This window comes from Pseudomonas sp. N040, from assembly GCF_015637705.1.
GTDB lineage: Bacteria > Pseudomonadota > Gammaproteobacteria > Pseudomonadales > Pseudomonadaceae > Aquipseudomonas.
Genome location: NZ_JADOBE010000003.1, coordinates 313195 through 329763 on the forward strand (window position 1 = coordinate 313195; position 16569 = coordinate 329763).

Annotated in this window: 13 protein-coding genes; 7 read left to right on the top strand and 6 right to left on the bottom strand. The window is 63.7% G+C overall.

Annotation, left to right across the window (positions count from 1 at the left end):
* Nucleotides 1-4: 4 nt before the first annotated feature.
* The 3 genes from ISX93_RS06810 to ISX93_RS06820 all read right to left on the bottom strand — a co-directional run bounded on the left by ISX93_RS06810 (nucleotide 5) and on the right by ISX93_RS06820 (nucleotide 5708).
* A complete protein-coding gene (locus ISX93_RS06810) occupies nucleotides 5-1726 on the bottom strand; it encodes a hypothetical protein (RefSeq protein WP_195777953.1) in 1722 nt (573 codons plus the stop codon).
* Nucleotides 1726-3624, bottom strand: a complete 1899-nt coding sequence (locus tag ISX93_RS06815; protein WP_195777954.1) for a Dyp-type peroxidase — start codon at nucleotides 3622-3624, stop codon at nucleotides 1726-1728. The genes ISX93_RS06810 and ISX93_RS06815 overlap by 1 nt, the downstream gene beginning before the upstream one ends.
* 194 nt (nucleotides 3625-3818) lie before the next feature.
* Complete coding sequence (locus tag ISX93_RS06820) at nucleotides 3819-5708, bottom strand: sensor domain-containing diguanylate cyclase (protein WP_195777955.1); 1890 nt, start codon at nucleotides 5706-5708, stop codon at nucleotides 3819-3821.
* Nucleotides 5709-6059: 351 nt separating this feature from the next.
* On the opposite strand from ISX93_RS06820, the gene ISX93_RS06825 reads away from it, so the two are divergent.
* The 5 genes from ISX93_RS06825 to ISX93_RS06845 all read left to right on the top strand — a co-directional run bounded on the left by ISX93_RS06825 (nucleotide 6060) and on the right by ISX93_RS06845 (nucleotide 10327).
* Nucleotides 6060-6782, top strand: coding sequence for an FKBP-type peptidyl-prolyl cis-trans isomerase (locus tag ISX93_RS06825; protein ID WP_195777956.1), 723 nt, complete (start codon nucleotides 6060-6062; stop codon nucleotides 6780-6782).
* A gap of 568 nt (nucleotides 6783-7350) precedes the next feature.
* Nucleotides 7351-7680: a helix-turn-helix domain-containing protein gene (locus ISX93_RS06830; RefSeq protein WP_195777957.1), complete on the top strand. Its 330-nt coding sequence runs from the start codon at nucleotides 7351-7353 to the stop codon at nucleotides 7678-7680.
* Nucleotides 7677-8042, top strand: coding sequence for a hypothetical protein (locus tag ISX93_RS06835; RefSeq protein ID WP_195777958.1), 366 nt, complete (start codon nucleotides 7677-7679; stop codon nucleotides 8040-8042). Before ISX93_RS06830 ends, ISX93_RS06835 begins: the two co-directional genes overlap by 4 nt.
* Nucleotides 8042-8527, top strand: a complete 486-nt coding sequence (locus ISX93_RS06840; protein WP_195777959.1) for a sel1 repeat family protein — start codon at nucleotides 8042-8044, stop codon at nucleotides 8525-8527. Before ISX93_RS06835 ends, ISX93_RS06840 begins: the two co-directional genes overlap by 1 nt.
* 123 nt (nucleotides 8528-8650) lie before the next feature.
* The gene (locus ISX93_RS06845; protein WP_195777960.1) at nucleotides 8651-10327 is read left to right on the top strand and encodes an AMP-binding protein; all 1677 of its coding nucleotides are present in this window, start codon (nucleotides 8651-8653) and stop codon (nucleotides 10325-10327) included.
* A 118-nt stretch (nucleotides 10328-10445) separates the two neighbouring features.
* Here the strand turns inward: ISX93_RS06845 and rhlB are convergent, their stop codons facing one another.
* The 3 genes from rhlB to ISX93_RS06860 all read right to left on the bottom strand — a co-directional run bounded on the left by rhlB (nucleotide 10446) and on the right by ISX93_RS06860 (nucleotide 13965).
* A complete protein-coding gene (rhlB, locus tag ISX93_RS06850; protein ID WP_195777961.1) occupies nucleotides 10446-11891 on the bottom strand; it encodes an ATP-dependent RNA helicase RhlB in 1446 nt (481 codons plus the stop codon).
* Nucleotides 11892-11984: 93 nt separating this feature from the next.
* Nucleotides 11985-13148 carry a dipeptidase gene (locus tag ISX93_RS06855; protein WP_195777962.1) on the bottom strand — a complete coding sequence of 388 codons (1164 nt, stop codon included), beginning with the start codon at nucleotides 13146-13148 and terminating at the stop codon, nucleotides 11985-11987.
* 154 nt (nucleotides 13149-13302) lie between these two features.
* On the bottom strand, nucleotides 13303-13965 hold the full coding sequence (locus ISX93_RS06860; RefSeq protein ID WP_195777963.1) for an alpha/beta hydrolase: 663 nt from the start codon (nucleotides 13963-13965) through the stop codon (nucleotides 13303-13305).
* Between the two features lie 302 nt (nucleotides 13966-14267).
* On the opposite strand from ISX93_RS06860, the gene ISX93_RS06865 reads away from it, so the two are divergent.
* Complete coding sequence (locus ISX93_RS06865) at nucleotides 14268-15296, top strand: amino acid ABC transporter substrate-binding protein (protein WP_195777964.1); 1029 nt, start codon at nucleotides 14268-14270, stop codon at nucleotides 15294-15296.
* Between the two features lie 93 nt (nucleotides 15297-15389).
* Nucleotides 15390-16565 (top strand): amino acid ABC transporter permease, encoded by a 1176-nt coding sequence (locus tag ISX93_RS06870; RefSeq protein WP_195777965.1) that lies wholly within the window; start codon nucleotides 15390-15392, stop codon nucleotides 16563-16565.
* The last annotated feature ends 4 nt before the right edge of the window (nucleotides 16566-16569 follow it).

Here is a 16569-nt window from a genome sequence, read left to right on the forward strand (position 1 = left end):
AGTATCACCGGGTAAGTTGATCGAGCAGCCAGTCTTTGATCCTGGGCGTGAACTGCAGGTGCAACTGGTTGGTTTCGCAGCAGATGTAGTCATCGAAAGGGGATCGGCCGCTAGCGGGTGGCGGCACCGCTTCGAACGGACTGCCCGGCAGGTCGAGGGCGCTCACGGTAGGGACTGCACAGGTTTGTGCGATCGGCGTGGTGACAGTGCCGTAGCCGATCGCCTGGGCAATCATCGCCGAGTAGTAGTTGTAGAGGTTCTGTCCGCCCGGCGCGCCTTCCCAGGACCACTCGCTGGTGCAGCTGAGGGTATTCGCCACGCTGCCGTCAGCCAGCAGTGAGCAGCCTTCGGCGATCACCCCCGGGTTGTCATCCCCTTCGGTCAGCGTCCAGAGCCGCGCGTGGGCCAGCGGACTGCCGGCCCAGTCCAGTGCCGGCGCATGCGCGCCCTGCGTGCGCTGCCCATCGCCTGTGCCGCAGGCAATGGCTAGCCGGCGCGGTTGCTGCGGATAGTTGCCGAGCGCCGCCAGTGCGCGGGTGAATTGCTCCCTTAGCGGGCTCACCTGCACCCTGTGGCCGTTGAACCAGGCCATGACGAATTGCTGGTTGGCGGGCGAGTCGAGCAGTGCCGAGAAGCTTTTGGCCAGCGGCGCGGCGCTGGCAAAGTAATGGGCGAACCACTGGTTGCACAGGTTGGTGTAAGCGCCGCGGTGTGGCGTGTCGAGGGTGAGGAAGATCCGCGTGTTATGCGCTTGCCCGCGAGCCTCCATCTCCGTCAGGGCATAGCGGGCCACCAGGCCGCCCATGCTCACGCCGCCAACCACCAGGGGCGCCGGGGTCTGTTGCATGGCCTGGCGAATGCAGGCCTGCATCACTTGGGCATTGTTCTGCAGCAGGTCGGTGCCGTTGGCGAAGCCGAGCAGGATGATGTCGTAACCGGCGTTGCGCAGCGCCTCCAGGGTGCCGTGCTGGTTGAGCATTTCGTACAGGTAGTCGCAGGGATAGCCACCAGGAAAGCCTTCCGCGATGATCATCGGTCGCGTCAGCACGGTTTGCCCGGTGGCACGGTAGACGTAGGCGCTGCCCAGGCAACCGTTGGCAGCCTGCAGTTGCCAGGTGTCATCGGCTACCGGTGCTGCCGGCTGGCTGCCGAGCAGCAGGTCAAAGCTCGAGCGGGCGCCGCCGCAGCGCAGCGTCGCGTGCACCGTATCCGTGTTGCCATAAGTGACGCTCAGCTGCTCGCCCAAGCGCACAGAGCGAAAGCCATGGCCGTCACCCGGATCGAAATCGAAGCTGTCCGGCAGGGGCGCGCCGGGATTGCTGAAGTAGAACCGCGCATCGAAACTGAAGGTCACCGTGCGGCTGCGATAGGTGGGCGTGGCCGTGCCCCATTGCCCGTGCAGCAGGCCGCAGGCAATGAAGGCACGCTGTTCCGGGGCGGCCGGATCCAGCGTGGCGACGCGGAAATCCGCGATGGCTACCGGCAGCGGGCCATCGGGGCGCAGCGGAACGGTCATGGCCTTGACGGCATCCAGCGCAACAAAGCGGTCGGGAACCAGTGCGGCTTGCTGCAGGCGTGCATACCAGGCTTCCCAGTCCGCCTGGGCGAGCCGCGGCGCGCTCGGCGTGCCATCGGGGAAGTCCGTGCGTCCCCACCAGGCCAGCATCCCGCAGGGTACGCCGCGTGACAGGGCCGCCGCGTGCTGGGCAAGCAGTGGCGCCTGCATCAGCGTGACCCCAGATAGCGCAGGCCGCCGATGCCGGGGATCAGCAGGTAGAGGCTGCCACGGGTGGTGACCAGGCGCGGTACCGTCAGCTCGATCGGGTCGCGGTTGTCGCCGGTGCGAATCACGAACTGGCCCCCTTCGGCCGGTTGCGCACCGAGGATGGGGTCGCGGCTGTTCTGTAGGCCGCGGGTCTGGATGTCCTGGTTGACCCAGGTGCGCATCAGGAACTCGTACTGCATGGCCAGGTCAGCGCAGATGAACAGGCCGAGCAAGCCGCGCTCAATGCCGTCATCCGCTTGGCCGGGGTCGAATGCCGGCCCGTAGGGCATGCCGCGGCGAATGATCCGGCGACTGTAGGGCTTGCCCGTGACCAGCGCGCCGCGCGGGTTGAGCCGGCGGATATGCGCGCCGACCGGGCAGCGCAGGCCGTCGGCGTCATCGTAATAGGTGGGGTGCTCGGCGGTTGGCGCGTAATCGAAATTGTTCAGGCGTTGCCTGGACATGTGCCCGTCGGGTGCTTCGGGCGCGAGGGTCAGCGGCGAGCCGTCGCGCCAGCGTCCCATCAACTTGGCCGCCACCAGTTCCGGATACAGATTGTGCCGCTGCCCGGCCTGGTTAATCAGGTCGTCGAAGGCGCGTACGTCCTGCTTGAGCATGCGCAATGCGGCATAGCTGGCGTTATCGCAGAGCGCGGCCGGCAGGTCGCCGATGAAGTTGCCGGAATACTGGTTGACGTAGTCTTTGCCGAGCAGAAACTCCCCGGCGCTGGCAGCCGGCTGCATGTCGGCTGCCTCGCGCCCCGGTGCGCCGGCGATGCGCGGTTGCGCGATGCTGTCGCGATAGCCGAAATGCACCTGGTCGTGCGGCAATGCACTGGCGTCGAAACAGGACAGCTCCCTGAGGCCATGCGCCGTGAACAGTTGGCGCAGGCGGCAGGTCTGCTGTTCGAACGCGGCATGCTGGTGCGCATCGGCATACAGCGACAGCAGCACATGCACCGGCGCCTCGGGGTGGCCGATGACCCAGTTGGCGGGCGCGCTGGCCCCGGTGTCGCCGAGCGGCGTCGCCCGCGACTCGGCAGCCGGACCTTCGCGGAAGGCAGCGGGAAAGCACTGGAGCGTGTCGGCAGGCAGGCCGAACGCCTGCAGGCCGTCCCAAGTCAGGCCGATGTTGAGGAAGTAGGCGGGGCGCTCCTGCCAGTGCGCCGCCGTGCTGATTTGCGGGCTGAGGCGCTCGTCGCCGCACACCAGGCCGTTGATGAAGTCGCGCGCCCCGGCGTTGTCGCTTATCGCCAGGGCAAAGTGGCGGGCGTGGCTGACGCGGTAGCCGCGCAGGATATTGCCTTGAATATCGGCGAGATCGAGGTTGGCCGGGGCGGGTTCCGCGACGGCCGGCGGCAGCGTCCGGCGCGGGCCCTGAATCTCGATCACGGTTTTTTCCGGGTAGGCCGACCAGGCCTTGACCTGTGCCAGATTGTTGCGGGTGACGAAGTCACAGAAGTCGCGCGGGTACTGTTGTACGGGCAGGCGCGGAGCACCCTCGACGAACTCGAGGATGGCGTTGAACTCGTCGCCCAGCACCGCGACGAAATCCATCAGGTAGGCATCCAGGTCGCCGTCATATTCGGTGATGACCAGCAGCGTGGAGCCATCCCGGGTCGGCAGAAAGCGCGCAAAGTGAACATAGTGCAGGCCACTCAGCGCCGCTTGTACCCTGGGTTTGACCTGCTCGAGAATGTCCAGCAGCGCCGGCATCTGCGCCGGGTTCTTCATGGTCAGAAACAGGTTGAGGGCATTCTGCACCTGCTCTTCAAGCGCCTGGTCGCCGCGATCATAGGGCTCGCGGCAGGCCTCTGCGCTGGCTGCTGCCGGATGGGTACACACTCGTGATTCATGCATGATTTCCCTTCCTTAGGGACTGTTGAGGTTTGCCCGCGCACAGCGTTGCTGTCTGCTCCGGGGGACGGGCGTCCGCTTGGCTCAAGCCGTTGTTACTCAGCGTTGATGGGTGATGACCCGCTAACCGGGAAGAGCAGGGGAAATGGCCGGATCCGGCTTTCCCGCAGCAGGGCAGTGTTAAGTCCGGCAGGCTCCTAGAGGTGCTTGTGCAGGCTGAAATGGCCATGCGGGATCGGATCGGCAACCACCACCCGATTGCGTCCGCCGGCCTTGGCGCCATACAAGGCAGTGTCGGCGGCCTGTATCAGCGTGTCCGGGGATTCGCCCGGCTGGGGAGTGCTGACCGCCACACCGATGCTTGCGGTTATGTAGCCGACCTCGGAACCGGCATGCGGAATCCTGCAGGCGCGCAGCGCGGCGCAGATTTTCAGCGCCAGTTGCAGCGCCTCGTGGTTGTTTGCTCCAGGGACGATGACTGCAAACTCCTCACCACCATAGCGAGCGATAAGCTCTGCCGGGCGCGATACATTATTCGCCAGCAGCCGGGCCACCTGCTTGAGGCACTCGTCACCCTGCGGGTGACCGTAGAGGTCATTGAATTTCTTGAAATGATCCACGTCGAGCATGGCCAGTGCCAGGGGGGCGCCGGCGCGCTCGGCGCGCTTCCATTCTGCGCTGAGTACGCTATCGAATTGCCGGCGGTTGGCAATGCCGGTCAAGCCGTCGGTCAGACTCAGATCCTGCAGTTTGCGCATGGCTTCGTTGAGTTCTTCGGTGCGCTGGGCCACCCGTGCTTCCAGTTGGCGTTCGGAGGCTCTGACGCTATCCAGCAGCGTTTGCTTGGTCTGCAGTGCTTCTTCCTGAGCCTGGTACTTTTCTCGGCGAATCATGTTGAATCGGTCAGCCAGGGCGAATGCCAGCAGCAGCATTTCCAGCCCGGAACCGATTTGCCCCGCATTGGCGGTTAGCTGGGTATGCGGCAGTACGCCCATGGAGGTCAGGGTGTAGGTGATCACGCCGAGCAGGTAGAAGGTAAAGGCGATGACAAAGAAATAGGCGCGCCGCTCGTGATGCAATACGCAGTGGAAGGCGACCGCAAAAATGTACACATACACGGCCAATACAAATAACTGGCCGAGGATGAATGCGCCCGGAATCGAGGCCAGGTCGCCAAGCAGCAGCAGTAGCATGGTGCCGACGACGAGCAGCAGGACCCGGTCGAGGGTCGGCACAATCGCCGGGGTGTTCAGCATGTGCCGGGTAAACAGGGCAAAGATGGTGGCCTGGAATACCGCGGTAATCGACATGGCCTTTTCCGCCCAGATCCCGGCCGCAGGCCAGAGGAACTCGGGCGCCAGACCGAAGAAGGAGGCGAAAGCGGCCACCGTGGTCGCCACGAAGATGACATACAGCAGATAGATTTTTTCCCGCAGCGCAATAAACAGCAGCAGGTTGAACAAGCCCATGGCAGTAGCAATGCCGTAATACCAGGCCTGAATGATGTAGTCCTTGCGCTCATGGGCCTGAAAGGCTTCCGGTGACCAGACTTGCGCGGGAACCAGCAGATCCGTGTTGGATTGCAATCTGAAATAGTAGGTCTGTTCCGAGAGGGGCGGCAGGCTCACTGGAAAGACAAAATTGCGGTTGGCGTAAGGGCGCGTGGTGAAAGGGTAGGCTGCGCCAGTCTGCAGCGACTGATAGCTTCCGTCCGGCAACGGTTGGTGCAGCTGGATATCAGAAATGCGCGGAAAATCGATCTCGATAATGCGCTGCAGCGGCTGCGGCGTAGGGTTCTGCAGGCGGAAGCGAAACCAGTGCGGCGTCGTTGTCGTACCGTAGGCGAGGGGCTGGTCGGACCCATGCTCGGCAACGAACTGGGCGGCAATCGCTGGTGTCTGTACCTCGGCGAGTGTCAGCTTGTGTTCGGGATCTTCAAGTACGGCAAAGTATTCGGTGAGCGGAACCGCATCACTGCCGATCTGGCTGGCGTCGAGGGCCTTGTCTGCGGCAACGGCATCCACGAGCAGGCCCAAGCCACAGAAAACAAGGGGAATCAGACGGCAATAAGGGTGTTTGTTTATCATGCTGCCGGCTGCCTCTTAGGCTTCGAGCGCTACTTATTATTGGAATAGCCATCCTTGGGCAATCCCCTGGCCGTCGCTCCATGCGGGTCCCGGGGTATTTGGCAGCCCCTGCTGTAAATGGTTGCAGGTGGACACGCTGGGCCGCAGCTCGGAGTCGAAGTAAAGCAGACCCAAGCCGCGTACTGCAATCGTTGTAGTCGGTTAGCCTGCTCGGGCAATGCCGGCGTAGCGCAATAGACGCTGTGCAGTGCGGAACTTATCCGCGAATTCCGGTTCCTATCGCGGCAATCCGCCTGCTAAGCTCGCGGCTTAAACAAATCCGCCGCAAGGCACAGTCATCAAGGAATGCTCATGAAACATCATCGTTTGGCGGCGGCAGTGGCCCTGGCCGGTCTGGTTCTGGTGGGTTGCAACGCGGAACAGGCCGAAGCGCCCTCGGCGTTGAAGACCCCTGCTGAAAAAGCCTCCTACGGCATCGGCCTGAACATGGGCCAGAGCCTGGTCCAGGAAGGCATGACTGACCTGGATCCGAAAGCCGTCGCGATGGGCATCGAAGACGCGATGGGCAAGAAGGAGCAGCGCCTCAAGGATGAAGAGCTGGTCGAGGCCTTTGCCTTCCTGCAAAAGCGCGCCGAGGAGCAGAAAGCCGCGTTGACCGAAGAGGCGACCAAGGCCGGCAAGAAGTTTCTTGAAGAAAATGCCAAGCGCGAAGGTGTCGTCAGCACCGCTTCAGGCCTGCAGTACGAAGTCGTGACCAAGGGTGAGGGCGCCATGCCCAAGGCCACCGATGTGGTTTCCGTGCATTACGAAGGACGCCTGGTCGATGGCACTGTCTTCGACAGCTCGATCCAGCGCGGCAGCCCGATTGACCTGCCGGTCAACGGCGTGATCGCCGGCTGGGTGGAAGCCCTGCAGTTGATGCACGTTGGCGAGAAGATCAAGCTGTTTATTCCAAGTGATCTGGCGTATGGCGAGCAGAGCCCGAGCCCGGCTATTCCGCCGAACTCGGTGCTGGTATTTGATCTGGAATTGCTCAGCATCAAGGATCCTGCTGCAGCTGCCGCCGCGCAGTAATCCGCGCAGTCCAGCCAGCGCCCCGCTTAGCGGGGCGTTGGCGTTTCTGGGCCGGTAAAATAGCGGGTAACGGCTGTTACAGGTGTGCCGATGTTACTGTTATGCACATTTTGCGAGTGCCTGTCGCAGTCATTTGGTTACGCCTCGATGGGCCTCCGATTGGCGGGCTAACTTATTGATTCATATAAATAAAAAGATGACGCTTAAAAACTGCCCGATCCGTCCGGAAGCCACTATTTACGCGGTCTCGAAGCAGGAATGGACAATCTGTCAACAGGGTTATCCACAGGTTTTGTGGGTAACTGCCGCGGACGCAGTCAGCATGCGGGTTGCAGCGATTTGACGGGTTTTCCGAGGGGAATTCTGCATTGTTACCGACGTATTTCCCACGCGCGTTGCGCGCTGCGATGGTGGCCGATTGTGTCGGCGGCGACCCTGCTTGGCAGGTGCCAGTGTGCAGTTTTAGCCGTGCTCCCCTAGCCGCTGGCCCACGCCTGCCTGTTAAGATGAGACTCGTTTGCAAAGTGCCAAACCAGTTGGATTGGTCTGTCCAGAGAGCCATCGGGAAATGAATGTGCAAGTGATCATGCGGGAAGGGCAGCCGGAATATGCAGTGTTGCCCTGGGCGGAGTATCAGGCCCTGTTGCAGGCCGCAACGGGCCGGGCCGGCGTAGTCGAAGGTGCGCCAAGGGAGTCCCCCGGCGAGCTGGCAAGGCTGGCGCAACTGACGGCGTTGCGCGAGTCGCGGTCGATGAGCCGGGAGGACCTGGCGCGCGCAGTGGGGATCAGTCCGCACTATCTGGCGCTGTTCGAGAGCGGCGAACGGCGGCCGGATGGCGCCATTGCCAGGGCGCTGGCTCGAGCGCTGGGTGTCGCCGGGTGGGAGGGCGTCAATTGACTGTACGCATCAGCCGCCAGCACTGGGATGCGCTGCTCGCCGAGCTGGATGAGGCGCGCCGGCAACGCCACGTGCTGACCTATCGTGCCCTGATCGAACGCCTGCAACTGCCCAGTCCGGCCATGCAGACCCTGACCGCTGCGCTGGAGCACCTGGCTGCCATTGATGCGCGCGCCGAGCGGCCATTGCGCAGCACACTGGTCATCAGCCAGGGCGCCAGCCGCCTGCCGCGTACCGGTTTTTTCGAACATGCGCTGCGCCTGGGGCGCTTCAGCGGTCCGCCCGATGGCATGGCTGCAGCCTCGTGGCATTCGGCGGAAATCGTCCGGGTCTTTGAGTTCACCTATCCGGAGGATGCCTGATGGGCGTGTCCGCCAACGGGTTGTGGAAACTGCGCGCGCGCCTTGGCTACGGCCTGGCCCGCTGGCTGGTTCGGTTCCCGGCGCTGGTCAGGCAACCGCGCCTGTGGGCCTGGATGGAAGGGCAGTACGCCCGGATGGCCAAGCTCGGCGATGTCCGCGCGCAATCCTTCTATGGCCATGTGCTGCTGTTCCGCGGCCAGGGGCTGGCGGCGCGCAATGAAGGCCGCCGGCTGCTGCAACTGGCCGCCGAGGCGGGTGATGGCAAGGCAGCCTACCAGGTCGGCTTGCTGTGCCTGCAGGAAACCCCGCAACAGGCTGCGGATGCCGGCATGGCTGCCCACTGGTGGTGTCTGGCCGCCGCTGCCGGACATCCGCTGGCCGCGCACAAGCTGGCTGCGCTTTATCGGGACGGCGGCCCCGGCCTGGCTGCCGATGCCGTTGCCGCCAGGCAGATGGAACAGCGTGCCGCTGAGCTCGGACTCTGACGGCCAGTTCGTCATTTCTGGTTAAACACTGTCGGTAACATTCGCGCTCCTCCCTGCTAGGGTTGAACGGGCACCGTGTGCTTGCACGTCCGTCCCTTCCAGTCGCGAATATTGAGGCAGTCCATGAATGAAAAGCTGATTCTCGAGTACGTCTACCAGCACGAGGCTGAACGTTCCGACAAGCTGTTCCTGACCCAGCCAGTTGGCGGCGGCCAGGTCGTCGAATACAGCTGGGGCGAGGTCATGGATGAGGCCCGGCGCATGGCGGCGCATCTGCGCAGCCTGGACCTGCCGCCCGCCCCCCGCATCGCCATGCTGGCGAAGAACAGTGCCCATTTCATCATTGCCGAGCTGGCGATCTGGCTGGCCGGTGGCACCACGGTAGCGATCTTTCCCACCGAGACGGCGAGCAATCTCGCCTACGTGCTCGAGCATTGCGACGCCCAGCTGCTGTTTATCGGCAAGCTCGACAACTGGGAACAGCAGAAAGGCGGGGTGCCCGCCGGGCTGCCCTGCATCGCCTTGCCACTGGCACCGAAGACCGGCTTCGCCAGCTGGGAGTCGATTATCGCCCAGCACGCGCCGCTTGCCGGGTGCCCGCAGCGTGGCGCCGATGAACTGGCCATGCTGCTCTACACCTCCGGCTCCACCGGGCAGCCCAAGGGGGTGATGCAGACCTTTGGCAGCATTTCACGGGTCGCCGAAGGCGTTGTCGGGCTGTTTGCCGAGAGCATCGGTGCGGGTACGGCAAACCGCATGCTGTCCTACTTGCCGCTGGCGCACTGCTACGAGCGCGCCTGGGTCGAGTGCAGTGCCCTGGTGGCGGGTAACTGGCAGCTGTTCTTTGCCGAGTCGCTGGATACCTTTCTGGCCGATCTGCGCCGCGCGCGACCGCTGGTGTTTCTCTCGGTCCCGCGCCTGTGGATCAAGTTCCAGCAGGGCGTGTTTGCCAAAATGCCCCCGCGCAAGCTGGAGCGGCTGCTGCGCATTCCGCTGCTGGGGCGCATGGTGGCGCGCAAGGTGCTGGCCGGGTTGGGGCTGGACGCGGTGAAGATCGCCGGCAGCGGTTCGGCGCCGATTCCGCAGGAGGTGATCAACTGGTATCGCCGCCTGGGCCTCAAGCTGCTGGAAGGCTATGCGATGACCGAAGACTTCGGCTATTCCTTTGGCGGCACCGCCGAGCAGAACGACCCTGGCCTGTGTGGTGTGGCCAGGCCCGGGGTGCAGGTGCGCATCGACAGTGATGGCGAAGTGCTGATCAAGTCGCCGGGCCAGCTGGCAGGCTACTTCAAGCGGCCGGAACTGGATGCCGAGTGCTTTACCGAGGACGGCTATTTCCGCACCGGCGACCTGGGTGAACTGCAGCCGGACGGGCAACTGCGCATCAGCGGGCGGAAAAAGGAGCTGTTCAAGACCGGCAAGGGCAAGTATGTGGCCCCGGCGCCGATCGAGAATCGCCTGAACGTGCACCCGCTGCTGGAGTTGTCGATGGTCTCCGGGGTCGGCCAGTCGGCGCCCTATGGTCTGCTGGTACTGGCCGAAGAACTGCGTGCCCGGCGCGATGAGCCGCAGTTCCGGGCCGAGACCGAAGCCGAGCTTGCCGGGCTGCTGCAAGCGCTCAACGCCGAGCTGGTTGATCATGAGCGTTTGCGCATGCTGGTGGTGGCCAACGAGCCGTGGAGCATCGAGAACGGCTGCCTGACCCCGACCATGAAGCTCAAGCGCAGCGCCATCGAGAAGGCAGTGGCGGGGCAGGTGGATGACTGGTACAGCCGCCCGGGGCCGGTCATCTGGGGCTGAAGCCCGGCGGGCTGGGTGATTGAACGAAGACTGCTCGGCTCGCCCGCCGTCCACTACCCAGGGGTACAAAAAAGGGTGAAGCCGTTGCCTGCCTCACCCTTATTCCCGGTTGCGGCTGTCAGTGCTTGCGTGGCACCGGCTTGAGCAGTTCGGTGGGCGGTTGCTCGCAGTGGATCTTGCGCCCGAGCAGGGCCTCGATGGCGGGCAGGGCGTAGGCATCATCCTCGCCGGCGAAGCTGATCGAGGTGCCGCTGGCGCCGGCGCGACCGGTACGCCCGATACGGTGCACGTAGTCGTCCGGGGTTTCCGGCAGGGTGAAGTTGATCACGTGGCTGATGGCCTCGACGTGAATGCCGCGCCCGGCCACGTCGGTGGCGACCATCACGCGGATCTTGCCTTCGCGGAAGCCTTCCAGCGCCTTGATCCGCTTGTGCTGCGGCACATCGCCGGACATCTGCACGGCACTGATGCCGTCGCGGGTCAGGCGTTCCTCGATGCGCCGCACTTCATCCTTGCGGTTGGCAAAGACCATCACGCGGATCCAGTTGTTTTGCGAAATCAGGTTGTACAGCAGTTTGTACTTGTCGCTGCCGGCCACCGCGTAGACATGCTGCTCGACCGTGTCGCTGGCGACGTTTTCCGGCTCGATCTCGACGATCGCCGGGTCAGTGGTCCACTGCTTGGCCAGGTTCATCACGTCTTCGGTGAAGGTGGCGGAGAACAGCAGGGTCTGGCGTTCGCCCTTCATCGGGGTCTGGCGGATGATCTGCCGTACCTGCGGGATGAAGCCCATGTCGAGCATGCGGTCGGCTTCATCGAGGACCATGACTTCGACCATGTCCAGGTGCACTTCGCCACGCTGGTTGAAGTCCAGCAGGCGACCCGGGGTGGCCACCAGGATGTCGCAGTAGCGCGATTCCAGCTGGCGCAGTTGCTTGTCGAAGTCCATGCCGCCGACGAAGCTCATCACGTTCAGCCCGGTGTACTTGTTCAGCGCCAGCGCGTCATTGGCGATCTGCACCACCAGTTCGCGGGTTGGCGCAATGATCAGTGCGCGCGGTTCGCCCATGAAGCGTTCGGCTGGCGGCGGCGTGCGCAGCAGCTGGGTGATGATCGAGATCAGGAACGCGGCGGTCTTGCCGGTGCCGGTCTGGGCGCGGCCGATGGCGTCCTTGCCGCGCAGGGTGTGGCCGAGCACCTGGGCCTGGATCGGCGTGCAGTAGGGGAAGCCGAGGTCATGGATCGCGTGCATCAGCTCCGGGGACAGCTTGAAATCGTGGAAACGGGTCTTGCCTTCTTGTGGTTCGACGACGAAGTCCTCGAGTTTCCAGCTGTCAGCCGGCTTGGCCGGCTTTTCCCGCGGAGGCCTTGGTGCGCGTGGTTTGTCGGCGCGCGGCTGGCGCTCGCCCTGCTCCGGCTGCGCGGCAGACGTTTCGCGGTCGGGTGCAGCAGCACTGGATTGGCTGGGGCTGGCGGGCGCCGGCTGCAGGTTGCCGGCGCTGCTGTCAGCGCTCCCGGCAGCGGGATTGTCGCCCTTGAACATGTTCTTGAGTGCTTTGAGCACGGTGATCTCATCGATTGGTTAAGGAATGAACGCTCGCCAGTGTAAAGCAAGAAGCGCGCGCGGCGAAGCACCAAGCAGCCGCAGCGCGCCGGTTCAGTCCTGCGGCAGGGTCCTGAGCAGCAGGTCGCGCACATTGCCGCCCATGATCGCGGCAATGTCGGCTTCGCTGAAACCTGCATCGATCAGGCCCTGAGTGATCTGTACCAGGCCAGTGGTGTCGAACGGTGTGCTGGTCGCGCCGTCGAAATCCGAGCCCAGCGCCACGTGCTCGACGCCGATCAGGTCGGCGCTGTAGCGGATCGCCTTGACGATGCTGGCAACCGACGGGTCGCAGATTGCCCCGTCCCAGTAGCCGATACCGACAATCCCGCCGGTGGCGGCAATCTGCTGCAGGTGCTGGTCGGTCAGGTTGCGCGGGCCGGGGCAGGTACCGGCCACCCCGGTGTGGGAGACCACCAGCGGCTGGGTGCTGATGGCGAGGACATCGTCGATCAGCGGCTTGGAGGCATGCGCCAGGTCGATCAGCATGTGCTTTTGCTGCAGGCGCGGGATCACCTCGCGGCCGAAGGCGGTCAGCCCGCCCTTGTCGATGCCATGGGCGGAGCCGCCAATTTCGTTGTCGAAGAAGTGCGTCAGGCCGGTCATGCGGAAGCCGGCGTCGTACAGCCGGTCGATATTCTCCAGCTGGCCCTCGAGGGGCTGCAGGCCTTCGGTGGCGAGCAGGCCGGCGAGCTGCAGCGGTTGTTGCTGGCGATCCTCCAGGTAGCGCTGAAGGTCGGCACGGCTGCGGATGACGCGCAGCTGGCCGTTGCTTGCGGCGGCGGCCTGGTGCAGTTTCTCGCTCTGGTACAGCGCGCGCTGCAGCAGGCTGGTCCAGGTGGCGCGCGGCCAGCGCTGGGCCATCACCAGCAGGGTCACGCTGTCGCTGTCGCCACTGTTGCGTTCGTAATTCAGCCCACGCGGGGTCTTGGTCACGGTGGAGAACACCTGCAGGCCGACACGCCCTTCGAGCAGGCGCGGCAGGTCGGTGTGGCCGTAGTCGATGCGCTTGAGCAGGTCGCGCTGCCAGAGCAGGGCATCGTCGTGCAGGTCGGCGACGAACAGCCGCGCGTGCAGGTCGCTGGCAGCCTGGCTGGCCGGGTACGGCGCGGGCTGCAGGACGCGGTTCAGGTCCTGGTCGACCAGGCGCGGCACGCTGAAAAAGACGGCCAGACCGATGACGAGCAGGAGCAGCAGGGCTAACAAGGCTTTGCGCATGATCGGTTATCCGTTTTTGTTGGTTAATGGATACAGAGTCAATTTTGCATGTGATCGGTAGGAGCCAGCTTGCTGGCGATGCACTTCGCGCGCCTGATCGCCAGCAAGCTGGCTCCTGCAATATTGGTCCGTAACCAATCAATAGGTGTGCAATCTAGCAAACCCTGAGCCTTGCACCGAGCCAGTGGCCGATATCACGGACCTCGCCGGGCAGCACTTCATGGCCCATCGGATATTCCTGCCAGCTGGCGGCTACTCCGCGCTCGGCGAGGAAATCGTAGGCGGCGCGACCCATGGCCAGGTCGACGACCTCGTCCCGGCTGCCATGCAGGCAAAATACCGGCAGTGCCTGCTTGTCGGCGGGCAGTTGTAGGGATTCATCGAAGGTCGGCGCATAGGTCGACAGCGCCAGCACCCCGCCCAGCGGGCCCTGCCAGCGCAGGAAGGCGCAGTGCAGGACCACTGCGCCGCCCTGGGAGAAGCCGGCGAGGATGATCCGCGCCGGATCGATGCCGCTGTCGCGCTGCGCCTCGATCAGCTGGATCAGTTGCAGGGTCGAGCTTTCCAGTTGCTCGCGGTTGATCGCCCGGGCCGGACTCATGGCCAGGATGTCGTACCAGCTGGGCATGGCATAGCCGCCATTGATGGTCACGGCGCGGGTCGGCGCCTGCGGCAGCACGAAGCGGGTGGAGGGCAGGATTTCCTGCAGGGCCTCGGCGACCGGCAGGAAGTCATAGCGGTCGGCGCCCAGGCCGTGCAGCCAGATCACGCAGGCATCGGCGGTCTGGCTGGGCTGCAGGATCAATGGCTCGGTCATGTAGCGCTCCTGAAGGGTGCGGCTGCTGCATAAGGCAGCGTGTGCGGCATTATGCAGCGGAAGTGGTGCGGTTCAAGTGCGGGCAATCCGGCGGATTATCAGCGCCCTGGGCCTGGGTGGGTGGCGGCATGTTTATTGCGTTCTTTGATGACGCACATCAGATCCGGCATCTGCCGGATCTTCTACTAGACTCGTTTCTGTAATTACCCCTGTGCTGGTGTTTGCTCGCCGCATGCCTGGATCCCGGGCAATGTCAGGCAGCTGAGGCTGACTCTTTTTCTATGGTTGTATCTGGAGGCTGTATGAAAATGAACAAATTGACTCTGGCAGTTGTTGCAGCGACTGGGCTGATTGGCATCAGCGGTGTGGCCCAGGCCGGCGCAACCCTGGATGCCGTGACCAAGAAAGGCTATGTGCAGTGCGGCATCAGCGATGGCTTGCCGGGATTTTCCTACGCCGATGCCAAGGGCAACTACCTCGGCCTGGATGTGGATGTGTGCCGTGCGGTGGCCGCAGCCGTCTTCGGCGATGCATCCAAGGTTCGTTACAGTCCGCTGACCGCCAAGGAGCGCTTCACCGCCTTGCAATCCGGCGAAGTCGATATCCTCTCGCGCAACACCACCTGGACCAGTTCGCGTGATGCGGCCATGGGCCTGAACTTCACTGGCGTGACCTACTACGATGGTCAAGGCTTTCTGGTGAACAAGAAGCTGGGTATTGCCAGCGCCAAGGAGCTGGATGGGGCCACCGTGTGCATCCAGGCCGGCACCACCACCGAGCTGAATCTGGCCGACTACTTTCGCAGCAATGGCCTGAAGTACACCCCGATCACCTATGACACCTCCGACGAGAGCGCCAAGTCGCTGGAGTCCGGCCGCTGCGATGTGCTGACGTCCGACCAGTCGCAACTCTATGCGCAGCGCATCAAGCTGGCGGCTCCCGACGAGTATGCCGTGCTGCCGGAAGTCATCTCCAAGGAACCCCTCGGCCCGGCCGTGCGCCAGGGTGACGACGAGTGGTTCCACATCGTGCGCTGGACGCTGTTTGCCATGCTCAATGCCGAAGAGCTGGGCGTGACTTCGCAGAATGTCGAGGAGATGGCCAAGACCACCAAGAACCCGGATGTGGCGCGCCTGCTTGGGGCCGAGGGGGACTATGGCAAGGACCTGAAGCTGCCCAAGGACTGGGCGGTCAAGATCGTCAAGCAGGTCGGCAACTATGCCGAGTCGTTCGAGCGCAATGTCGGCTCAGGCAGTGAACTGAAGATCGAACGCGGCCTGAATGCCCTGTGGAACAAGGGTGGTCTGCAGTACGCGCCGCCGGTGCGCTGATCCTGGGTATCGCCGCCCCATTCCGGGGCGGCGTTGTTCCGGAACGGCCCGCTCACGACAGTGACCGGGTGCTTGCAGAGGACCGTGTTGCCCATGCCTGCTTCTTCTTCAATACGCTCATCGTTACTCACTGACCCGCAAGTGCGCGCCTGGCTGTTCCAGGTGCTGGCGGTGATCGCGGTCGTCGCGCTGGGCTGGTTCCTGTTTGCCAACACCCAGCACAACCTGCAGCAGCGCGGCATTCTCTCGGGGTTCGGTTTCCTCGAGCAGAGCGCCGGCTTCGGCATTTCCCAGCACCTGATCGACTACAGCGAAAGCAGCAGCTACGGGCGGGTGTTCTTCATCGGCTTGCTCAACACCCTGCTGGTCTCGGTGATCGGTATCGTGCTGGCCACCCTGCTCGGCTTTGTCCTCGGGGTGGCGCGGCTGTCACCGAACTGGCTGATCAGCAAACTGGCGACCATCTACATCGAGATATTCCGCAACATCCCGCCATTGCTGCAGATATTTTTCTGGTACTTCGCTGTCTTGCTGCCGTTGCCCGGTCCCCGGCAGAGCCTCAGCATCGGCGATACGTTTTTTCTCAGCAACCGCGGCCTGAACATGCCGGCCCCATCCATGGCCGAGGGTTTCTGGCCATTCCTGATCGGCCTTGGCCTGGCCTTGCTGGTCGTGGTCCTGCTGGTGCGCTGGGGGCGCCGGCGCTTCGAGGCCACGGGACAGCCGTTTCCGGCGCTGCTGGTCTCGCTGGGCCTGCTGCTGGTACTGCCGGGCCTGACCCTGCTGCTGTTCGGCAACCCGTTCGCATGGACCTTGCCCACGCTGCAAGGCTTCAACTTCCGCGGCGGCCTGGTGGTGATTCCCGAACTGATGGCACTGACCCTGGCGCTGACGGTGTATACCGCGGCCTTCATTGCCGAGATCGTGCGCTCGGGCATCCAGGCGGTCAGTCACGGGCAGACCGAAGCCGCCCGCTCGCTCGGGCTCAAGCCGGGCGTGACCCTGCGCAAGGTCATCATTCCGCAGGCCCTGCGGGTGATCATCCCGCCGCTCACCAGCCAGTACCTGAACATGGTGAAGAATTCCTCGCTGGCCGCCGGCATCGGCTATCCGGACATGGTCTCGCTGTTTGCCGGCACGGTGCTCAACCAGACCGGCCAGGCGATCGAGGTGATCGCCATTACCATGAGTGTCTACCTGTCCATCAGCATCAGCATTTCGCTGCTGATGAACTGGTACAACAAGCGCATTGCGCTGGTCGAGAGGTAAGCGC